Below are 20,672 nucleotides of genomic sequence, written 5' to 3'. Positions count from 1 at the left end.
GGGCATACGGGGGAGCCTTCCCACCCTAATCGGGTGGGCAATCCGGCACGTTGTTAACTACTCGCGCGTATCTCCGCACACAAGACCGGCCCCGTCCGGTGATACGTGGCGGACGAGGCCGGTCGGTGAATGCGCAACAACTTAGGGGTTGCTGACCTGCAAGAGCTTGTTCGGCGAGCCGAGGCCAGCGGTGGCTATCTTCCCGGACGCCGCCTGTGCGACAAGCGCCTTGCTCACGTCGGCCGGACTCGCCGTGGCGTGATCGGCGAGGTAGAGCGCCGCCGCGCCCGCGGTGTGGGGCGACGCCATCGACGTACCGGAGAAGGTGGCTTTCGCGGTGTCGCTCGCGTTCGACGCGGAGGTGACGTCCACGCCGGGTGCGAACAGGTCGAGCCGTGCGCCCCAGTTGGAGAAGCTTGCCCGCGCGTCCGCCGGGTCGCTCGCGCCGACCGTGATGGCTTCCTGGACCCGGGCCGGCGAGTACAGGCTGGCGGGCAGTCCGTCGTTGCCGGCCGCGACCGCGTACGTGACGCCGGACGCGATGGAGTTGCGGACGGCGGCGTCGAGTTGGGCGTTCGCGAAGCCGCCCAGGCTCATGTTGGCCACCGCGGGCTTCTGGGCGTTCTTGGTCACCCAGTCGATGCCCGCGATCACCTGAGCCGTGGTGCCCGCACCCTCGTTGTCGAGTACGCGGACCCCGACGACCTTCGCCTTCTTCGCCACGCCGTACGTCGTGCCGGCGATCGTGCCCGCCACATGTGTGCCGTGGCCCTGGCCGTCCTGCGCGGTGGCGTCATTGTCGACGAAGTCCCAGCCGGAGCTCGCCCGGCCGCCGAAGTCCTGGTGCGTGGTCCGGATGCCGGTGTCGATGACGTACGCCGTCACACCCTGGCCCGCGGATTCCGGCCACGTGTAGCTCTTGTCCAGCGGCAGGTTCGGCTGGTCGATGCGGTCGAGGCCCCACGGCGGGTTCTTCTGCGTGTGATCGAGAGTGACTCTGGTGTCCTGCGTGACCGCGGCCACGCGTGAGTCGGCGGCCAGCCGCTTGGCCTGCTGCTCGTCGACCTTCACCGCATAGCCATTGATCGCGGTGCTGTAGGTGTGGCTGATTTTCGCCCCATAGTTTTCGACGAGGCCCTTGCCCGCGTTCGACGGGGCCTTCGTTCCGCCCTTGAGCGTGACGATGTAGCTGCCACTGACGGAGCCGGGGGTGTCGGCGCCGAGTATCTGCCCCAGTGGGGCGGCCTGCGCGGGCAGGGTGGTGGCCGAAAGCACCGCGGCCGTAACGACCGCGGTGAGGCCTCCTGCCCAGGACAGACGCCGTTTGGACGTCACTGTCATATGTGAGTTCCCCTCCTCAACTCGACGTACTCCGACCGCATTTGCGCGGTGCCCTGACAGGTGCAGGTCGGATCGCCTCTGGCAGCCTCTCGTGCGCTGTGACGTGCCACAAGGCCGCGTGGCGTGGCGGAATCGGCCATATCTCGCGTGGTTTACGTGTGAAGGTTGCGGCGATTTCAAGCCGGGTTCTGTACGGGCACGATGCGAGACGGTGCCCTCTACAACTCCGGCGCAGGGGAGCGCCCCGGTTGGTGGCGCGGGGCTGTGACATTTGCGGCTCCGCCGCGGGGAGCAATCAGCCACAAACAACCCGCAGACGTAGACCTGTGCCACCCGCGGAGCGATTGGCGCCGTGGTTGCCGGCGGCAGTCGCCGCTACCGTCATGGGTGACAAAAGTCGCGCACGCGTAAGAGTGCGCACCGTTGCCGCGTAGGCCCCCGTGAAGGTGGAAGCTCGTGAAGGCCATCCGCAGGTTCACCGTGCGTCCCGTACTACCCGAAGCCCTTCACCCACTCAGCGATCTGGCGCGCAATCTGCGCTGGTCCTGGCATGCCGAGACCCGTGATCTCTTCCAGTCCGTGGACCCCGAGCGCTGGGCCGCCTCCGAATCCGATCCCGTACGCCTTCTGGGGAACGTGTCCCCCGGACGGCTCGCCGAGCTGGCCGAGGACCGGCGCTTCCTGCGGCGGCTCGCCGCGGCGGCCGACGACCTGAACGACTACGTGACCGGCGACCGCTGGTACCAGACCCAGGCCCAGTCCTCGGAACTGCCCGCCGCCATCGCCTACTTCTCACCCGAGTTCGGCATCACGGCCGCGCTGCCCCAGTACTCCGGCGGCCTCGGCATCCTCGCCGGGGACCATCTCAAGGCGGCCAGCGATCTCGGCGTACCCCTGATCGGTGTCGGACTGCTCTACCGGCACGGCTACTTCCGGCAGACGCTGTCGCGGGACGGCTGGCAGCAGGAGCACTATCCGGTCCTCGACCCGAACGAACTCCCGCTCTCGCTCCTGCGCGAGGAGGACGGCACGCCGTCCCAGGTCGCGCTGGCCCTGCCCGGCGAGAAATCGCTCCGGGCCCGTATCTGGCTGGCGCAGGTCGGCCGGGTCCCGCTGCTGCTGCTCGACTCGGACGTCGAGGAGAACGACCTCGGCGAGCGCGGCGTGACGGACCGGCTGTACGGCGGCGGCAGCGAGCACCGGCTGCTCCAGGAGATGCTGCTGGGGATCGGCGGGGTGCGCGCGGTCCGTACGTACTGCCGCCTGACCGGGCACGCGCGGCCGGAGGTCTTCCATACGAACGAGGGGCATGCCGGATTCCTCGGTCTTGAACGTATTCACGAACTCTCTTACGAGGACCTGGACTTCGACGCCGCGCTGGAGGCGGTCCGCGCCGGAACCGTCTTCACGACCCACACCCCCGTTCCCGCCGGAATCGACCGCTTCGACCGGGAGCTGGTGGCCCGGCACTTCGGTCCGGAGGCGGAACTTCCGCGGATCGAGGTGGAGCGGATCCTCCAGCTCGGGATGGAGACGTATCCAGGCGGCGAGCCCAACCTCTTCAACATGGCGGTGATGGGCCTGCGGCTCGGCCAGCGCGCCAACGGGGTGTCGTTGCTGCACGGGCACGTCAGCCGGGAGATGTTCTCCGGGCTCTGGCCGGGCTTCGACCCCGACGAGGTGCCGATCACCTCCGTGACGAACGGGGTGCACGCGCCCACCTGGGTGGCGCCCGAGGTCTTCCGGCTCGGCGCCCGCCAGATCGGCGCGCAGCGCACGGAGGACGCCATGACGGTCGGCGCCTCGGACCGCTGGGACGCCGTGGCCGAGATCCCCGACCAGGACATCTGGGAACTGCGCCGGGTACTGCGCGAACAGTTGGTCACAGAGGTACGGGAGCGGCTGAACGCGTCCTGGCGTCAGCGCGGCGCCGGCTCGGCCGAACTCGGCTGGATCGACGGCGTGCTGGACCCGGACGTACTGACGATCGGCTTCGCGCGCAGAGTCCCCTCCTACAAGCGCCTGACGCTGATGCTCCGCGACCGCGACCGCCTGCTGGACCTGCTGCTGCACCCAGAGCGCCCTGTCCAGATCGTGGTGGCGGGCAAGGCGCACCCGGCGGACGACGGCGGCAAGCGCCTCATCCAGGAACTGGTGCGCTTCGCGGACGACCCGCGCGTACGCCACCGGATCGTGTTCCTCCCCGACTACGGCATGGCGATGGCCCAGAAGCTCTACCCCGGCTGCGACATCTGGCTCAACAACCCGCTGCGCCCCCTGGAGGCCTGCGGCACATCCGGCATGAAGGCGGCGCTGAACGGCTGCCTGAACCTGTCGGTCCTGGACGGCTGGTGGGACGAATGGTTCCAGCCGGACTTCGGCTGGGCGATCCCCACGGCGGACGGCACGGCGGCGACGGACGAGGACCGCCGCGACGACCTGGAGGCGTCGGCGCTGTACGAGCTGCTGGAGCAGCGCGTGGCCCCCCGCTTCTACGACCGCGGCCCCGCCGGCCTCCCCGACCGCTGGATCGAAATGGTCCGCCAGACCCTGACACTGCTCGGCCCGAAGGTTCTGGCCGGCCGCATGGTCCGCGAGTACGTAGAACGCCTCTACGCCCCCGCCGCCCGCGCCCACCGCTCCATGGACCCCTCCTCCGCCCGCGAACTGGCCACCTGGAAGTCCCGAGTCCGCACGGCATGGCCACGCGTCACGGTCGACCACGTGGAGACCTCGGCAGCCACGACGACAGCGGAACTCGGCACAACCATGTCCCTACGGGTCCAAGTGGGCCTGGGCGACCTGGCCCCCGACGACGTCGAGGTCCAGGCGGTCTCAGGCCGAGTCGACGCGGAGGACCGCATCACGGACGGCACAGCGATCCCCCTGAAACCAGCAGGCGGCCCGGACCCGGAGGGCCGCTGGCTGTACGAGGGCCCGCTGTCCCTGGACCGCACCGGCCCCTTCGGCTACACGGTCCGCATCCTGCCGACGCACCGATTGCTGGCGTCGAGTGCGGAGCTGGGGCTGGTGGCGGTGCCTTCGGAGGAGTTGGTGGAGGCGGCGGGGGTTTTGATGCGGTGAGGGGGCGTGAACTGGTTTGTGGTTGAGCGGCCGACTGGCGCGCCGTGCGGCGCGGCGGCTGACGCTGCGGGACCCAGGTAGGCGATCCGGGAAATGTGACACTTGCCCCGGCAAGTGTCACATTTCCCGGACCAACCCCCTGCCGGGGGATGCTTGGCCGACAACGTCGAGAGCTTCCCGACCCCTGCGTTCCTTCACTCCGCGCTCCACACCGCGACCTCCCCTCCGGGTGTGCAGATCACCCGCCTTCTCTTCGGCCCGACAAGCCCCCACGCCTCATAGTCCTCATCGGGCCGGACAGTCAGTTTCACGCCACTCTCGAATTCCCACGTAAGCTCCCCGGAATTTCCCACCTCGGCCTGAGAAATCACGTCACTGGCCAGCCGGACGAGTTGGGGAGCCACGAGGTCCGGCGTACACGGATCGAAAGCCACATGAAGCCGTCAGCCTGACACGCATGCTGCAACCCCCGCTGGGGGGATGCAGCAGAAGTCGCAGGCGTCTGCGGTGAGCGGGAAGCGGGTGTACCTGCCGATCGCGGATTGAAGCAGCCCGGCGGTACTTACCCTGAGCGACGTGAGGGGAAGTACCGCCCGTGTTCGGCCTCGGTGCCCTCGTAGGAGGCGAGCGTCGATGTACCGGGCCAGATGTCGCCCTTCCAGTTGAAGGTCTGCCCAACGTAAGTGGACGCGTCCTTGGCAGCACTGTTCTCGCGGACTGTCTGGCAGGCCGGGTCCGAGACCGGAGGAAAGGATTCCTGGCCGCTCTCCGGTTGTGGCTCCTGGACGGGGATAGCGCCCTCACGGGCCTGCGGTACCTCTCCCTCCCGGAAGGTGACGGCTTTGAGCTGTGCCATGGTCAAAGTGCGGGCAGCTACGCCGACGAACTCCGTAGCCCTCGCGGTGCCAGCCGAGTCGCTCGGCTCTTGATCTGTCGTACATCCCCCCCACAAGAAGTGCCCCGATCATCGCTGTGGCAGCCGGTCCAGCCAGCCGCTTTCGTGCATGCACGTTCCCCCCAGCACTGTTCGAAATGAGCGAGCAGAGACTGGTCCTGATGCTCGACACGCAAACAAGTGAGCCCTCTGCGGTTGGCCCGGTGGTGTTGAGTCCCGCGCCGTGAGCATTTCTCCCCGTGGTGTTCACGCATAGCTCGTTTGAGAGCCTGAAGGGCATATTCACCCTGTGTGTTCACGCTTTCTGCGAGCCCTCGGCCCTCGCTGCAACCTGCATCCTCATCTGTCATCGGCGGCTCGCCTGCTGATGTGTTCCCGCAGCAGGTTCACCGCCAGGTCATGGCCGTAGTCCGCAGCCATGTGCATAGGCGTGTGCCCATAGGGATCTGCGAGTTCGGGATCGGCACCGAAAGCAAGCAGCACTGCAGTGGTGTGCACGGTCAGAGGGCGGCCACTCTGCAAGGCGCCGTCGCCCTCGGCATCGATGGCATGCGTCAGCAGCGTCATGTTGGCGAACACCTCGTTGGGATCCGCCCCGTCGGCCAGCGAATTTCAGCACCGTCAGCCAATTTGCGGCATAAGGTCTGCCCACCATGACCGAATACACCACTTACGGCACCAGCACGCACAGCCCGAGCGAGTTGGCTCAGCTTGTCACCAGTCGCCTCGGGCTGGTGTTCACCGAGCGCGACAGTTACTACCGAGGCGTCTACTACACAGCCGAACACTCCGATGGGCGCGTGCAGATCCAGCCCAACTCCATTCCGGGCGACGATGACGAAGACGAGCTCTACGCGTCAGAACACCCGACGAGCCGCGTGTTGTTGCTGACTACGAGCTCGGCTCCTGCCCTGCATACAGGCTTGGAGTCCATCGACGGGCTGGCCCGGCTCTAGACCTCGTCACCCCCATGCAACCGCCGCAAAACCACCCCACACCTCCGTGCATACGCATGCTGCAACCCCCGCGTCGCCGGCCCGCCCGCCCGGGCGTACCACTTCGCCGGGCGGCTGAAGGCCGTGACGGTCAGCCAGACCGTGCCGTCGCCTGTCATTTCGACCAGGAAGGCTTCTTCGCCGGATTCGGGGTGGCCGGGGAGGGTGCCGTAGGCCCAGCCGGATCGGCGGGGTTCTTCTACCGTCCAGACGATTCGGCAGGGGGCTTTGATGAGGCCGCCCAGGGTGACCGTCAGTTCTACGCCGGGGGTGGCCTTGGGGGCTTCTGTGGTGATGCCTACGCCTATCGCCCGGTGGAGTTCCCAGGTCAGGACTGCCTCAGCGGACGCTTCGAAGACCTCGCGGCCCTCGCCGATGCGTGTTCTGACGTGTAGGGGGTGGAAGCCGGGCGGGGTGCGGTTCTCGCGGGTCGCGCCCACGTCCTCGTACGTGAAGGGCGTTTCCGTGGAGGGCATGGGGAGCAGCGTAGGGCAGCCCCCGGAACGCCTTCTTTTCGGGGGCTGCCCATGTGCGTGCGGTGACTGGGGGAGCGTCAGTTCACGTTGACCGCGGCCCAGGCCGCCTGAACCGCCTTGTACTCCGTGCTCGTTGAGCCGTACAGGTCGCTCGCCGCGCTGAGCGTCGCCGTGCGGGCGCCCGCGTACTTCGTCGTCGACGTCATGTACTCGGTGAGCGCCTTGTACCAGATCTGGACCGCCTTGTCGCGGCCGATGCCGGTGATGGTGGAGCCGTTGGAGGTGGGGGAGTCGTAGGTGACTCCGTTGATCGTCTTGGTGCCGCTGCCCTCGCTCAGCAGGTAGAAGAAGTGGTTCGCCGGGCCGGAGGAGTGGTGGACGTCCATACCGCCGAGGCTGGAGGACCAGGCGTCGGCCGAGTCGCCGTCCTTGCTGGGCTTGTCCATGTAGCGCAGCGGCGTGCCGTCGCCGTTGATGTCGATCTTCTCGCCGATCAGGTAGTCGCCCACGTCCTTCGAGTTGTCGGCGTAGAACTCCACCGCCGCGCCGAAGATGTCGGACGTCGCCTCGTTCAACCCACCTGATTCACCGCTGTAGTTGAGGCCCGCGGTGTTGGACGTGACGCCGTGCGTCATCTCGTGGGCCGCCACGTCGATCGACGTCAGCGGCTTCGCGTTGCCCGCGCCGTCGCCGTAGGTCATGCAGAAGCAGCCGTCGGACCAGAAGGCGTTGACGTACGCGTTGCCGTAGTGGACGCGGGAGTAGGCGGCCTTGCCGTCGTTCTTGATGCCGCTGCGGCCGAGGACGTTCTTGTAGAAGTCCCAGGTGACCTGCGCGCCGAAGTGCGCGTCGACGGCGGCGGTCTGGGCGTCGGAGGCCGCGCCCGTGCCCCAGGTGTCGTCGGCGTCGGTGAAGAGGGTGCCGGTGCCGGACGTACCGCGGTTGAGGTTGTACGTCTTGCTGGCGCCCCGGGTCGGGTCGTTGAGCTGGTACGTCGAGCCCGACTGCGAGGTGCCGATGGTGACGTCGCCGCTGTACTGGCTGTGGCCCGAACCGGTCTGGATCGCCTCCCACTCGTACAGCTTCTCGCCCGTGGTGGCGTCCGTGATGACGTGCAGTTCCTGCGGGGTGCCGTCGTGCTGGAAGCCGCCGACGACCGTCTCGTACGCGAGGGCCGGCTTGCCGCTCGCGGCCCAGATGACCTTGCGGGGGGCCTTGTCGGCCGCGGACTTCTTGCTGCCCTCCGCCTTGGCGGCCTTCAACGCCTGCTTCTCCGCCGTGGACTTGGCGATATCGGGCGTGACGTCGGTGACCTTGATGTCGGCCTTCGTCGCCCTCGTCACACCCTCCGTCTTACCGGACTTGGTCTCGTGGATCACCAAGTCGCCGCCGAGGACGGGGAGTCCGTCGTACGTCCGCTCGTAGCGGGTGTGCGTCGTGCCGTCGGCGTCCTTGACGACGTCTCTGACGACCAGTTTCTCCTTGGCGCCGAGGCCTATCTCGTCTGCCGTTTCGGTCGTCGCCGCGTCGGCCTTCTTGATCAGGCTTGTACGAGCTGCTGGGGTCAACTGGACGGGGGCGGCCGCGAGTTGCGTGCCGGTGGAGCCGGACGGCTCGGCGGGGGACTGGGCGGTGGCGCCGGTGGTCAGACCGGCGGTGAGGAGGGCTCCGGCCGCGACGGCGGTGGCTATGGCCAGAGTGGTGCGCTTGTGATGCGCGTAGAGGGGGGTCACACAAGCTCCTTTGTGGGGGTGCACGACAGGCATGGACGGCCCGTCGGGCGGGTGAAGGGGCGGTGCGGGGTGCCTGCGGCAGCTGTGCGGGAGTGTCGCGTGACGTGAAGAGTGCCAGGTGAGGCGTGTGCATGTCAGTGGGGTGAACGGATGTTGGCCGGAAATCGTCCAGCATCCGTTCGCCTACGGGGGTGGGGAGTTGGTTCATGGGCGAGTGCGGGTTCGTCGTGGCCCGTCGCTCCCCCACTCTCGAATTCGCTCGAGCGGGGGGACCCCCATCGCGGCGGAGCCGCACATTGATACAGCCCCGCGCCTCTGCGGGGCTCAGCCCAAGATGCCTCGGTCGTACCCAACCGCCACCGCCGCCGCCCGGTCCTTTACGCCCAACTTGGCGTACAGGTGCGTCAGGTGGGTCTTGACCGTCGCCTCGCTGATGAAGAGGACTCGGGCGATCTCTCGGTTTGAGGTGCCCTTCGCCACCAGAGTCAGGACCTCGCGTTCGCGGGTTGACAGGGGCTCGCCTGCGGGGGTTCGGACTGCTGAGACCAGGCGGGACGCCACCGCTGGAGACAGGACCGTACGGCCCTCCGCCGCCGCGCGGACCGCCGTGAAGAGTTCGTCTCTCGGGGCGTCCTTCAGGAGGTAGCCCGTCGCGCCCGCCTCGATCGCGGGGAGGGTGTCGGAGTCCGTGTCGTACGTCGTCAGGACCAGGATCCTGGTGCGGGCGCCCTGGCGGGTCAGTTCGGCGATGGCCTCCACGCCGTTGCCGCCGGGCATGCGGAGGTCCATCAACACGACGTCCGGGTCCAGGGATTGGGCCAGCGTCACGGCCTCCACGCCGTTCGACGCCTCGCCCAGCACCGTGAATCCCGGTGCTGATTCGAACATGCCGCGCAGGCCGTCCCGTACGACGGGATGGTCGTCGACGATGAGGAGCGTGATGGTGGCGTCATCGGTCATGGCGCACCAACGGTACGCGAGCCGACACCGCCGTACCGTGCCCTGGTTCGGACTCCACCGTCAGTGAGCCCGCGATGCGTTCGGCGCGGGCGCGCATGCCGTCGAGGCCGAAGCCGCCGTGGCCGTTGCGGGAGGGGAGGGTGAGGGGGTCGAAGCCGCGGCCGTCGTCGCGTACGTCGAGGACGACCTCGTCGCCCATGAAGGAGAGGGTGACGCCGAGGCGGTCGGCTTGGGCGTGCCGGGAGGCGTTGAAGAGGGCCTCCTGGGCGATGCGCAGCAGGGTCGCCGAGACCTCCTCGTGCAGGTGCTCGGCGGTGCCCGTGGTGGTGAACTCGGCACGTACGCCCGTCCGTTCGGCCCACTCGGCGACCGTCTTCTTCAGCGCCTGGGGCAGCCCGTCGTGCTCCAGGGCGACGGGCGCGAGGTTCTGCACGGAGCGGCGGGCCTCGCCGAGGCTGTGGCGGGCCAGGGCGGAGGCGCGGTCGAGGTGGGTGCGGGCGGTCGGCAGGTCGGGGGCGTTCGCGACGACCTGGAGCTGGGCGATGATGCCGGTCAGGCCCTGGGCGATGGTGTCGTGGATCTCGGCGGCCAGCCGGCGTCGCTCGTCTGCGACGCCCGCTTCCCTTGCCTGGACGAGGAGTTGGGCGTGAAGGGCGGCGTTCTCGTCGAGGGCCTGTTGCAACGCGGCGTTGGTGCGCTCGAGTTCGGCGATGGAGGCGGCCCGGGCCTCGGAACGGATCTCCTCCTGTTCGGAGATGTGGACGATCGTCATCAGAATCGCGTTGTTGGCGACCAGGAGCCCGGCGAACACCGCCCACTGCAACCCGTTCTTCGGCGGCAGCCCGCCGGACTGCGAGCCGGCCATGACGATCGAGGTGAGGAACAGCGCGAGCCGCTGCCGACGTCTGCCCGGGATCAGCTTGTCGGCGTCGAAGTAGCCCATGACCGCGTAGAACGCGCAGAACGGGTTGATCCAGGTGAGGACGAAGGCGATCACCCAGCGCACGATGTAGTACGTCGTTCCGACCGGGGAGGGGGCCAGTCGGCGGTCGGGACGGCGGTGGCGGGCCCGGTCCCACCACACCTGGAGCGCGAGAGCGATGACGACCAGGACCCCGCCCACGGCCCAGTCCACGGGACCGCCCAACAGCTCGGCGGTGACGGCCGAGAGGACAGTGGAGATACCGAGCAGCCCGTACGGACCCCAAGTGTGGAACTGCTGCCACCGCTTCTCGATCTGCCGGTCCTGCATGTCCGCCGCGGTCATCTCCCCAGTCTGCACGGCAGGCCGCCTACTCCCAGCGGAACCAGCGCGCGGCCCCCGCCGTGAGCAGCACCGTCCACCCGACGAGCACCCCCAGGTGGACCCAGCCCGGCCAGTCCCCCGCCGCCGCCTCGTTCAGAGCCTGGACCGCCGCGCCGAACGGGGTGAACTCGACGACGCGGACGAGGACATCCGGCATCGTCTGCACCGGGATGTAGACACCCGCGCAGAACATGCTCGGGAAGAACGCCGCGGTACCGACGGCCGTCGCCGCCTTCGAGGTGCGGGCCAGCGCCGAGATCAGGGCGCCCATGGCGAGGGCGGCCGCCACGGCGAGCAGCAGCGCCAGCACGTATCCGAAGGGCTGGCGCGGCAGCGCCACGTCGAACGCGATCCGGCCCACCGAGAGCGCCAGCAGCGCGGACAGTACGGCGGCGGCTCCGTGCAGTCCCATGTGTGCGGACAGCAACGCGCTCGGTCGTACCGGAGTCGTCGACATACGGCGCAGGATGCCGCGTTCGCGGTAGCCGGTGATGCCCGGCGGCAGGGACTGCAGGCCGGCCACGATCATGCCGAGCAGCACCGCTACCGGTACATACAGGTCGATGACCCGGAGGCCGCCGAGGTCGTCCTGGGTGGCGCGGAACGCCGGGATGCTGCCGAGGATCGCCAGGACCAGGGTGGGGAACGCCAGGATCCAGAAGTTCGCGCCGGGTTCGCGGCCGAAGAGCCGGGCCTCGGCCTTCAGTACGGCGGTGCTGCTCATCGTGCGACTCCCGTCAGATCGAGGAACGCGTCGTCCAACGTGGCGTCGGTGACACGGAGTTGATGGGCCGTGATGTGCTGCCGGGCGAGCAGCGTGATGACCGCGTTGACGGTCTCGTCCGTGCCGCCGAGCGTGACCCGGCCGTCCTCGCACTCGACGGAGGCCACGGCGGGCAGCGCGGCCAGCTCGCCTTCGTCGAGCGGGACCGAGGGCGTGAAGCTGATGAGGGTGGCGCTCGTGGCGCGGGCGATCAGCCCGCGAGGCGTGTCCAGCGCGGCGATCCGGCCCTGGTCGATGACCGCGATCCGGTCGCAGAGGCGCTGCGCCTCCTCCATGAAGTGGGTGACGAGGAGGACGGTGACGCCGTTCGCGCGGATGTCCTCGATGAGCTCCCAGGTGTCACGGCGGGCCCGCGGGTCGAGGCCGGTGGTCAGCTCGTCCAGCACGACGACCCTCGGATCGCCGATCAGCGCGAGCGCGATGAACAGGCGCTGCTTCTGGCCGCCGCTGAGTTTGCCGAAGCGGGCGTCCAACTTGCCGGTGAGGCCCAGGCGTTCGGCGAGCGGGCGCCAGTCGGCGGGCCTCGGGTAGAAGGCGGCGTACAGCTCCAGTGCCTCGCGGACGGTGAGTTTCTCCTGGAGTTCGCTCTCCTGGAGCTGGGCGCCGAGGACACGGCTGACGGCGTCGTGGTCGGCGACGGGGTCGAGACCGGTGACGCGTACGCGGCCCGCGTCCGGGATCCGCAGGCCCTCCACGCATTCCACGGTGGTCGTCTTGCCGGCGCCGTTCGGGCCGAGGATGCCGAAGATCTCCCCCTCCTCGACGGCGAAGGAGATCCCGTCGACGACGGCCCTCCCTCCGTACGACTTGCGCAGTCCGCTGACTTCGATGACGGGTCGGGTGGTGGTCATGCATCGAGGGTCCCGGGCGGCCGGGGTGCCGCACATCGGCCGTCTCGCTCGAACAGACATCGACCGATCGGTTGATACGGGCCTACGACTTCGCAGGTCGGACCGGTCCTAGGTCCTCCGGACGAGCGCAGGACCGGCCGAAACTCGGTGGGCGGTGTCAGTGCCGATCCGTAGTCTCACTACTGATGCCCACCACACCCGCAGCCCCCAGTGACCAGGACCTCACGGACAAGGACCTCAAGGACTCCGAGGACTCCGAGAACCCCAAGGACAGGGACCTCGCCGGTCGCCGCGACGGCGACCGTTCCGTCGTACGGATCCTGCTGCGCCTGTGGCCGTACGTACGGCCCGTGCGGGCGCGGCTGTTCACGGCGGCGTTCGTCGCGATCCTCGCCTCGTGTACGGGGCTGGTGATCCCGCTCGTACTGAAGTGGATCGTGGACGGGCCGGTGGCCGACCGGGATCCGCGCGGGGTGTGGCTGGGGGCGCTGTCCCTGTTGGTGCTCGGACTTGCCGAGGCGCTGCTGTTCGGGCTGCGGCGGTGGCTGGTGGCCCGGCCGCTGGCCGGTGTCGAGGCGTCGATGCGGGCGGCTCTGTACCGGCATCTGCAACGACTGCCGGTCGCCTTCCACGACCGCTGGCCCTCGGGTCAGCTGCTGTCGCGGGGCACGACGGATCTGATGCTGCTGCGTATGTTCCTGGCCTTTCCGCTGACGTTCCTGCTGGTCAACGGCGTGACCATCGTCGTCGGCGTGACCATCATGCTGTGGCAGGACTGGACGCTCGGCCTGGTGATCCTGGGGCCGGTCGTGCCCGTGATCGTCGTGTGCTCCGTCTTCGAGAAGCGGTACGCCGATGTGGCGCGGCTCGCGCAGGACCAGGTGGGCGATCTGACGACGGTCGTCGAGGAGAGCGTTCTCGGGATCCGGATCATCAAGGGGTTCGGGCGGCACCGCAGCCAGGCGCGGGCCTTCCGGGAACTGTCCGGGACCCTGCGCGGCACCGAGTTGCGCAAGGCCCGGCTGCTCGCCGCGATCTGGGCCGTCATCATGACGCTGCCCGAGCTGGCCATCGGGGCGGCGCTGGTCCTCGGGACCGTGCAGGTCGCGGACGGTGCGCTGTCCGCGGGCACGCTCGTCGCCTTCCTCTCCACCGCGCTGGCGCTGCGCTGGCCGGTCGACTCCATCGGCTTCCTGCTGGCCATGACGCAGGAGGCGGCTACGGCGACGGAGCGGTACTTCGAGGTGATGGACGCGGAGCCGGAGTTGTCCAGTGGCCCCGAGCGGGTGCCGGTCGGGGGTGGGGCACGCGACTCGGCGGTGCGAGGTGCCGCTCTCTTTGGGTCGGGAGCCGCCCCAGCGGCACGACTGCCCGCAGCTACGTGCGACGGCGGCCTCCAGTTCCACAGCGTCCAGTTCCGCTACCCCGATGCCCCAGCCGACGCTCCTCCCGTACTCGACCGGATCGACCTCCACATCCGGTCCGGCGAGTCCATGGCTCTCGTCGGCGCGACCGGCACCGGCAAGACCACCCTCACCGCCCTCGTCCCCCGCCTCCACGAGGTGACCTCGGGCCGGATCACCCTGGACGGCGAGGACATCACGGCGATGCCCCGTGAGGAGCTGCGTTCCAAGGTCGCCGTGGCCTTCGAGGAGCCCACCCTGTTCTCGGCCTCCGTCGGGGAGAACGTCCTCATGGGCGCCCAACCCGACGCTGGGCAGCGGGAGTTGGAGCGTGCCCTCGCCATCGCGCAGGCCGACTTCACCCACGCCCTTCCGCACGGCACCGACACCCAGGTCGGCGAGCAGGGCCTCAGCCTCTCCGGCGGTCAGCGGCAACGGCTCGCGCTGGCGAGGGCAGTCGTGGGCCGCCCTCGCTTCCTCGTCCTCGACGACCCGCTCTCCGCGCTGGACGTGCACACGGAGGCCGCGGTCGAGGCTGCCCTGCGCCGCGTACTCGCGGAGACGACCGCCCTGATCGTGGCGCACCGCCCGTCCACGGTCCTGCTCGCCGACCGCGTGGCCCTGCTCTCCGGCGGCCGGATCGCCGCGACCGGCACCCACCACGAACTGCTGCGCACGAACGCCGAGTACGCCCGGCTGATGTCCGGCACGGAACACCCGGAGGCCGATCACCCGGCGGCCGATCACCCGGAAGTCGGCCACCCGAAAGCTGACGGTGAGAGCGGTGCGTACGCCGAGACCGTCGTCGCGTACGGCGAGACCGTCGCGGAAAAGGAGGACCACCGATGACCGCGGCGCCCACGACCACCGCGCCGGACCAGGAACCCCGCAAGGACCGGCCCGCCGGCGACCTCCCGGAGACAGGCGACGCCTTCGACCGCGACGCGCTGCCCACCCCGCCCGGCGCGACCGCCGCCCTGCTGCGCTCCCTGCTCGCCCCGATGAAGGCCCGCGTCGCCCTCACCTCCCTGCTGCTCCTGCTCCAGCAGGCGGCCGTGCAGGCGGGCCCGCTGCTCGTGGCGTACGCCATCGACAGCGCTGTCCCCGCATTCCGCGACGACCGGCACGGGCCGCTGATCGCCGTGGCGGTCGGGTACCTGCTGTGCGCGCTGGCCTCGGGCGGGCTCCAGTACGCGTTCATCACCGCGTCCGCGCGCGTCAACCAGGACGTGCTGCTCGACCTGCGCGGCCGGATCTTCCGCCACGCCCAGGCGCTGAGCATCGACTTCCACGAGCGCTACACCTCGGGCCGCCTCATCTCCCGCTCCACCACGGACGTCGAGTCCCTGCGCGAGCTCCTCGACGAGGGCCTGCAGGAACTCATCACCGTCATCATCTCCTTCGTCTACATCTCGGCGATGCTGCTCTGGCTCGACCTGGGCCTCGGTGCGGTGGCCGTGGCGTCGTTCGCGCCGCTCTACCTGTTCATCCGCCAATACCGGCGCCGCGCGGGCCGCGTCTACGCCATCCGCTCGACCGCGATCGCCGCCGTGATCGTGAAGTTCGCCGAGACGATGAACGGGATCCGGCCGGTGCGGGCGTTCCGCCGCGAGGACACCAACGACAAGGAGTTCCGGGTCCTCAACCACCGGCACGAGCGCAAGAACGGCGACGCCCTGCTCGAAATGGCCCGCTACGTCGTCAAGTCCCGGCTGGTCGCCAACACGACCGTCGCGGCGATCGTGCTGTGGGGCGCGTACCGAGTGGCATCGGAGTCGCTGGCGCTTGGCGTACTGGCAGCCTCGGTCCTCTACCTCCGCCGCCTGTACGACCCCATCGACCGGCTGGGCATGTTCCTCAACTCCTACCAGTCGGCGGCCGCCTCGCTGGAGAAGATCGCGGGCCTGCTCGCCCAGACGCCCACCGTGCCGGAGCCCGCCGAGCCGAAGGCCCTGCCCGCGCTCGCCTCCGCACAGCCGGGCCGCGAGGTCGTCTTCGACGGTGTGCGGTTCGGCTACCGCACGGGCGGCGAGGTGCTGCCGCGCTTCGACCTGACGCTGCCCGCCGGGCAGACCGTCGCCGTGGTCGGCTCGACAGGCGCCGGCAAGTCGACGCTCGCCAAACTCCTCGCCCGCTTCTACGACCCCACGGCAGGCCGCATCCTCCTGGACGGCGTCGACCTGCGCGAACTCGCGATGCCCGAACTGAGACGCGGTGTGGTGATGGTGACCCAGGAGGCCTTCCTCTTCTCCGGCACCGTCGCCGAGAACATCTCCATCGGCCGCCCCGACGCCACCCGCGAGGACATCGAGCGTGCCGCGAAGGCCCTCGGCGCCCATGACTTCATCAGCGCCCTGCCCGACGGCTACGACACCGACGTACGCAAGAGGGGTGGCCGTATCTCGGCAGGCCAGCGCCAACTCGTCGCGTTCGCCCGGGCGTTGCTCGCCGACCCGGCGGTCCTGATCCTCGACGAGGCGACCAGCTCCCTGGACATCCCCGGTGAACGGGCCGTCCAGCGCGCCATGTCGACCGTCCTGAAGGGCCGGACGGCGGTCGTCATCGCGCACCGCCTGTCGACGGTGGAGATCGCCGACCGGGTGCTGGTGATGGAACACGGGCGGATCGTCGAGGACGGCTCGCCCGCCGAACTCGTCGCCGCGACGGGCAGGTTCGCGGATCTGCACCAGGCATGGCGGGACAGCCTGGTCTGAGCAGCTGAGCAGCTGAGCAGCTGAGCAGCTGAGCAGCTGAGCACGGCTGGCAGTGGCGCACGTCAGCGGTCGGTTGACGGCCGACGGTCGATGGGGAGGGTGGTCAACGGGTGGGGCAGATCGATGCGTACGGGGATCCGGGTACGCCCGACTGTCGAGGCGGCGGCCGGTATCTGTGGTGGCTGGTCAGGGCCCAGTCGGGCCGGTCCGCCGCCGGGGCGCTGCTGAGCAGCGTGTGGTTCGTGCTGATGGCGCTCGCGCCGTATCTGCTGTCCCGCGCGATCGACGACGGTCTGGAGCCTGGCGACCGGGCCGCGCTGATCGGCTGGTCCGCGGCCCTGCTCGGCATGGGGGCGTTCAACTCGTGGCTGAGCATCATGCGGCACCGCACGATGACCAGGCTCCGGATGGACGCCAACTTCCGCACGGTCAAGGTCGTGGTCGGCCACGCGGTCCGGCTGGGCGCCGTGCTGTCCCGCCGGGCCGGGGCCGGTGAGGTCGTCACGATCGGTGTCGGAGACGTGCAGACGATCAGCGGCTCCCTGACCGTGGTCGGCCCCGGAGTCGGCGCACTCGTCGCCTACCTGGCCGTCGCCGGGCTGCTGCTGACGCTCTCGCCCCTCCTGGCCGGAGTCATCCTGCTCGGCATCCCGGTCATCGCCGTCATCGCCGGCCCGCTGCAGAGCACGGAGACCACGTACCGCGAACGGCAGAGCGTGCTGACCGCGCGCATCGGCGACCTCGCGAGCGGACTGCGCGTCCTCAACGGCCTGGGCGGCAAAGGCCTGGTGGCCGACGCCTTCCACCGCGACTCGCAGCGACTGCGGGCCCAGGGTTACCGGGTCGGGGCCGTGACGAGTTGGCTCCAGGCCCTTGGCATCGGACTGCCGACGGTGTTCCTCGCCGTGGTGACCTGGCTGGCGGCCCGGCTGACGGCTCAAGGGCAGCTCAGCGTGGGCGAGTTGGTGTCGGTGTACGGCTATGTCGCCGTCCTGGTGCCGATGGTGGCGTTCTTCGTGGAGTGCGGCTACGGCATCAGCCGCGGACTCGTGGCCGCACGGCGCGTCGCGGCCTTCCTCCGACTGGCGCCGGCCGCCGACCACGGCGCACTGGACGCCCCCGCGGAACCCTCGCCGCTGCACGACCCGGAGTCCGGAGTGCGCGTGGCGCCCGGCCGGCTGACCGCGCTGGCCGGTGCCCGCCCCGCCGAGTCCGCGGCCGTGATCGACCGCCTCGGCCGGTACACCGAGTCGGCGGCGACCTGGGGCGGCGTACGCCTCGACGAGATCGAACTGGGCCAGATCCGCGAGCGCATCCTGGTCGCGGACAACGAGGCGGACCTGTTCGCGGGAACACTGCGGGAGCTGGTGTCCGGCAGCCGCGATCCCGCCGACGAGGACATCGCACGTGCCGTGCGCACGGCCGTGGCCGACGACATCGTCCAAGGCCTGCCCGACGGACTCGACTCGCCCGTCGACGCCCAAGGCCGCAGCCTGTCCGGCGGCCAGCGCCAGCGGGTACGGCTCGTACGGGCGCTGCTGGCCGGCCCCGAAGTGCTGCTCGCCGTCGAACCCACCTCGGCACTCGACGCCCACACCGAGTCCGCCGTCGCGGACCGGCTGCGGGCCGAACGAGCGGGCCGTACGACCGTCGTGACCAGCACTTCGCCGCTCGTACTGGACCGGGCGGACACCGTGTTCTACCTGGTCGACGGCAAGGTGGTGGCGAGCGGGAGCCATCGTCGGCTCCTTGGCGAGGAGCCGGGATACCGGGCGCTGGTGGCTCGCGACGCGGATGAGGACGGGGACCCTGACGGCGAGTCGGATGCGATCGCGGACGGGGATGTGGACGCGGGTGTAGGGGAGGCCGTTCGGTGACTTCGGTGACCTCGAAGCAGCCCACCGGGCAGTCCACCGGGCCGTCCTCTGGGCAGTCCTCCAGTCAGCTGCCCATCGCCGAACCGGTCGATGTGCGGCGGGCGGCGGGGCGGCTGATCCGGGCCGACGGGCGCGCCTTCGTCGCCGTGCTCGCCCTGAACGCGCTGGCCGCCGCCGTCGGACTCGTCGGCCCCTGGCTGCTCGGCCGCATCATCGACGAGGTCAGGGCGGGCGGCGGCGTGGACGTCGTGGACCGGCTGGCCCTCGCCATTCTGCTGTGCGCGCTGGCGCAGTTGCTGCTGGCGCGGTGGGCCCGCTATGTGGGACACCGGTTCGGGGAGCGGACGCTGGCGCGGGTGCGCGAGCAGTTCGTCGAGCGGGCCCTGTCGCTGCCCGCCTCGGTCGTGGAGCGGGCGGGCACGGGTGACCTGACCGCGCGCGGCACCGCCGATGTCGCCCAGGTGGGCACCACGCTGCGCGACGCCGGACCCGAGTTGCTGATCTCCACGGTGCAGTGCCTGTTCATCCTCGGCGCGGTCTTCTTCCTCGATCCGCTGCTCGGAGCCTGTGCGGTGCTCGGTCAGGTCGGCATCTGGTTCGTACTGCGCTGGTATCTGCGCCGGGCGCGCGCCGCGTATCTCGCCGAGGGTGCCGCCACGTCGGAGGTCGCCGAGATCGTGGCGGCCACCGCCGCCGGGGCCCGTACGGTCGAAGCCTTCGGGCTGCAGGGACGGCGGATCGCGGCGAGCCGGGAGGCGCTCGAGACGTCCCGTCGCACCCGGATGTACACGCTGTACCTGCGCTCCGTGTTCTTCCTGGTCATTGAGTTCTCGTACGTCCTTCCCGTGGCCGGTGTGCTGCTGGCGGGCAGTGTCCTGCACGAGCGCGGACTGATGAGCCTGGGTGCGGTGATCGCCGCGGCACTGTATCTGCGTCAGCTCGAGTCACCGCTCGACACGATTCTGATGCGGCTCGAGCAGTTGCAGAGCAGTGGCGCGTCGTTCGCCCGCGTGGAGGGTCTGGGGCGGGCACCGCAGGCCTCAACGGCGGCCAGCCCCACGCCCGTGGACGACCGGATCGATGTCACGGGCGTGCGGTACGCGTACGACCGTGGGGGCGAGGTGCTGTGCGGAGTGGACCTGACGGTGCGGCCGGGGGAGCGGCTGGCGATCGTCGGTCCCTCCGGGGCGGGGAAGACGACGTTGAGCCGGCTGCTTGCGGGGATCGACGCGCCGAGTTCTGGGGCGGTGACTGTGGGCCGGGTGCCGGTCGCTGCGCTGGGGCCGGAGCAGTTGCGGCGGCAGGTGGTGCTCGTCACCCAGGAGCACCATGTGTTCCTGGGGACGGTCCGGGACAACCTGCTGATTGCCGAACCGGCCGCTGGTGACCGGGAGTTGTGGGCGGCCCTTGAGGCGGTGGGCGCGGACTGGGTGGGCGAGCTGGGCTCCGGGCTCGATACCGAGTTGGGGCCCGACGGGCATCGGCCGGATGGGTCTCAGGCTCAGCAACTTGCTCTGGCGCGGGTGGTGTTGGCGGATCCGCACACGTTGATCCTTGACGAGGCGACTGCGCTTCTTGATCCGGCCACGGCTCGTCATACGGAGCATGCGCTGGCGGCCGTGCTGTCTGGGCGCACGGTGATCGCGATCGCCCACCGCCTGCATACGGCCCATGACGCGGACCGGGTGGCCGTCATGGAGTCGGGGTGTCTGACGGAGGTGGGGACGCATGAGAGCTTGGTGGCGGCGGGCGGGGCGTATGCGGCGCTGTGGGGGTCGTGGCATGGGCAGGCCCAGGCACACGACGGTTGAGCGCTTGGGTTGGAAACAGTTCCCGGATGTGTAGGCCAGTGTTGGTCATTTCGGGCAGGGCGGAGGGGTGTGGTCGGTCGCGAATGATCCAGTCGACGATCGTCTTCTGCCCTTCCCGTGCAGAGGGGAGCAGTTGTTCGTCAATCGCTGGCATGTGCTTCCCGGGGTGTGGGGGCGGGCAAACCGCTGCCACCACCGCCCCCCGGCGTGCTGAAGCAGCGGCCGTGCGACCGGAGGATCGCACCGGGACAACCGCCCCCGCAGCGCCGAGTCACCACAGCCCAGGCCGTACGGAGCGGACAGCTCCGGCACGGACCTCGCGCAGCACCCCCGTGGTGCGTCAGACACGAGCGCGCCCACCCGGAAAGCACCCGCCCCACGGCCCCACCACCGTTCGGGGGCCCAGCATCCACGACCAGCTCACACTGTTCGCAATGCCCGA

15 protein-coding genes and 1 pseudogene are annotated in these 20,672 nt (G+C 69.8%); 6 read left to right on the top strand and 10 right to left on the bottom strand.

Translation table 11 applies throughout. The annotated features are described in order from the left end of the window. Positions 1-141: 141 nt before the first annotated feature. Positions 142-1,341, bottom strand: coding sequence for a S8 family peptidase (locus tag G6048_RS36505; protein ID WP_165343885.1), 1,200 nt, complete (start codon positions 1,339-1,341; stop codon positions 142-144). Between the two features lie 456 nt (positions 1,342-1,797). Here G6048_RS36505 and glgP point away from each other — a divergent pair, with 456 nt between their 5' ends. Further along, on the top strand, positions 1,798-4,425 hold the full coding sequence (gene glgP / locus G6048_RS36500) for an alpha-glucan family phosphorylase (protein WP_165343884.1): 2,628 nt from the start codon (positions 1,798-1,800) through the stop codon (positions 4,423-4,425). A gap of 194 nt (positions 4,426-4,619) precedes the next feature. On the opposite strand, the gene G6048_RS52075 is transcribed toward glgP, so the two are convergent. The 3 genes and pseudogenes from G6048_RS52075 to G6048_RS36490 form a co-directional block, all read right to left on the bottom strand. After that, entirely contained in the window at positions 4,620-4,859 is a 240-nt protein-coding gene (locus tag G6048_RS52075; RefSeq protein WP_408056209.1) for a DUF6188 family protein, read from the bottom strand. Between the two features lie 128 nt (positions 4,860-4,987). After that, positions 4,988-5,281 carry a hypothetical protein gene (locus G6048_RS36495; protein ID WP_165343883.1) on the bottom strand — a complete coding sequence of 98 codons (294 nt, stop codon included), beginning with the start codon at positions 5,279-5,281 and terminating at the stop codon, positions 4,988-4,990. A 378-nt stretch (positions 5,282-5,659) separates the two neighbouring features. After that, positions 5,660-5,926: pseudogene (locus tag G6048_RS36490) on the bottom strand (ankyrin repeat domain-containing protein); the annotation flags it as partial. Positions 5,927-5,973: 47 nt separating this feature from the next. On the opposite strand from G6048_RS36490, the gene G6048_RS36485 reads away from it, so the two are divergent. Next, positions 5,974-6,276, top strand: coding sequence for a hypothetical protein (locus G6048_RS36485; RefSeq protein ID WP_165343882.1), 303 nt, complete (start codon positions 5,974-5,976; stop codon positions 6,274-6,276). Here the strand turns inward: G6048_RS36485 and G6048_RS36480 are convergent. From G6048_RS36480 to G6048_RS36455, 6 genes are all read right to left on the bottom strand, one after another. Further along, a complete protein-coding gene (locus tag G6048_RS36480; RefSeq protein ID WP_165343881.1) occupies positions 6,273-6,791 on the bottom strand; it encodes a DUF1990 family protein in 519 nt (172 codons plus the stop codon). The two genes, G6048_RS36485 and G6048_RS36480, sit on opposite strands and share 4 nt — an antisense overlap. Positions 6,792-6,868: 77 nt before the next feature. Further along, positions 6,869-8,524, bottom strand: a complete 1,656-nt coding sequence (locus tag G6048_RS36475; protein WP_165343880.1) for a M4 family metallopeptidase — start codon at positions 8,522-8,524, stop codon at positions 6,869-6,871. A 324-nt stretch (positions 8,525-8,848) separates the two neighbouring features. After that, positions 8,849-9,484, bottom strand: coding sequence for a response regulator (locus G6048_RS36470; protein WP_165343879.1), 636 nt, complete (start codon positions 9,482-9,484; stop codon positions 8,849-8,851). Further along, the gene (locus tag G6048_RS36465) at positions 9,474-10,751 is read right to left on the bottom strand and encodes a sensor histidine kinase (protein WP_165343878.1); all 1,278 of its coding nucleotides are present in this window, start codon (positions 10,749-10,751) and stop codon (positions 9,474-9,476) included. Before G6048_RS36465 ends, G6048_RS36470 begins: the two co-directional genes overlap by 11 nt. A 25-nt stretch (positions 10,752-10,776) precedes the next feature. Beyond that, the gene (locus G6048_RS36460; protein ID WP_165343877.1) at positions 10,777-11,514 is read right to left on the bottom strand and encodes an ABC transporter permease; all 738 of its coding nucleotides are present in this window, start codon (positions 11,512-11,514) and stop codon (positions 10,777-10,779) included. Then, positions 11,511-12,461, bottom strand: coding sequence for an ABC transporter ATP-binding protein (locus G6048_RS36455; RefSeq protein WP_408056208.1), 951 nt, complete (start codon positions 12,459-12,461; stop codon positions 11,511-11,513). The genes G6048_RS36460 and G6048_RS36455 overlap by 4 nt, the downstream gene beginning before the upstream one ends. A 149-nt stretch (positions 12,462-12,610) precedes the next feature. On the opposite strand from G6048_RS36455, the gene G6048_RS36450 reads away from it, so the two are divergent. The 4 genes from G6048_RS36450 (at position 12,611) to G6048_RS36435 (ending at position 20,230) form a co-directional block, all read left to right on the top strand. Then, positions 12,611-14,677 carry an ABC transporter ATP-binding protein gene (locus tag G6048_RS36450; RefSeq protein ID WP_165343875.1) on the top strand — a complete coding sequence of 689 codons (2,067 nt, stop codon included), beginning with the start codon at positions 12,611-12,613 and terminating at the stop codon, positions 14,675-14,677. Continuing rightward, complete coding sequence (locus G6048_RS36445) at positions 14,674-16,542, top strand: ABC transporter ATP-binding protein (protein WP_165343874.1); 1,869 nt, start codon at positions 14,674-14,676, stop codon at positions 16,540-16,542. Before G6048_RS36450 ends, G6048_RS36445 begins: the two co-directional genes overlap by 4 nt. A 110-nt stretch (positions 16,543-16,652) precedes the next feature. After that, positions 16,653-18,419, top strand: a complete 1,767-nt coding sequence (locus tag G6048_RS36440; RefSeq protein WP_328828020.1) for an ABC transporter ATP-binding protein — start codon at positions 16,653-16,655, stop codon at positions 18,417-18,419. A gap of 5 nt (positions 18,420-18,424) precedes the next feature. Then, the gene (locus G6048_RS36435) at positions 18,425-20,230 is read left to right on the top strand and encodes an ABC transporter ATP-binding protein (protein ID WP_165343887.1); all 1,806 of its coding nucleotides are present in this window, start codon (positions 18,425-18,427) and stop codon (positions 20,228-20,230) included. Positions 20,231-20,672: the final 442 nt, after the last annotated feature.

It is taken from the genome of Streptomyces ureilyticus (assembly GCF_011045025.1).
In the GTDB taxonomy this organism is placed as follows: Bacteria; Actinomycetota; Actinomycetes; order Streptomycetales; family Streptomycetaceae; genus Streptomyces; species Streptomyces ureilyticus.
The sequence above is the reverse complement of the archived record's forward strand: the minus strand, read 5'-3'. Positions and strand labels throughout refer to the sequence as shown.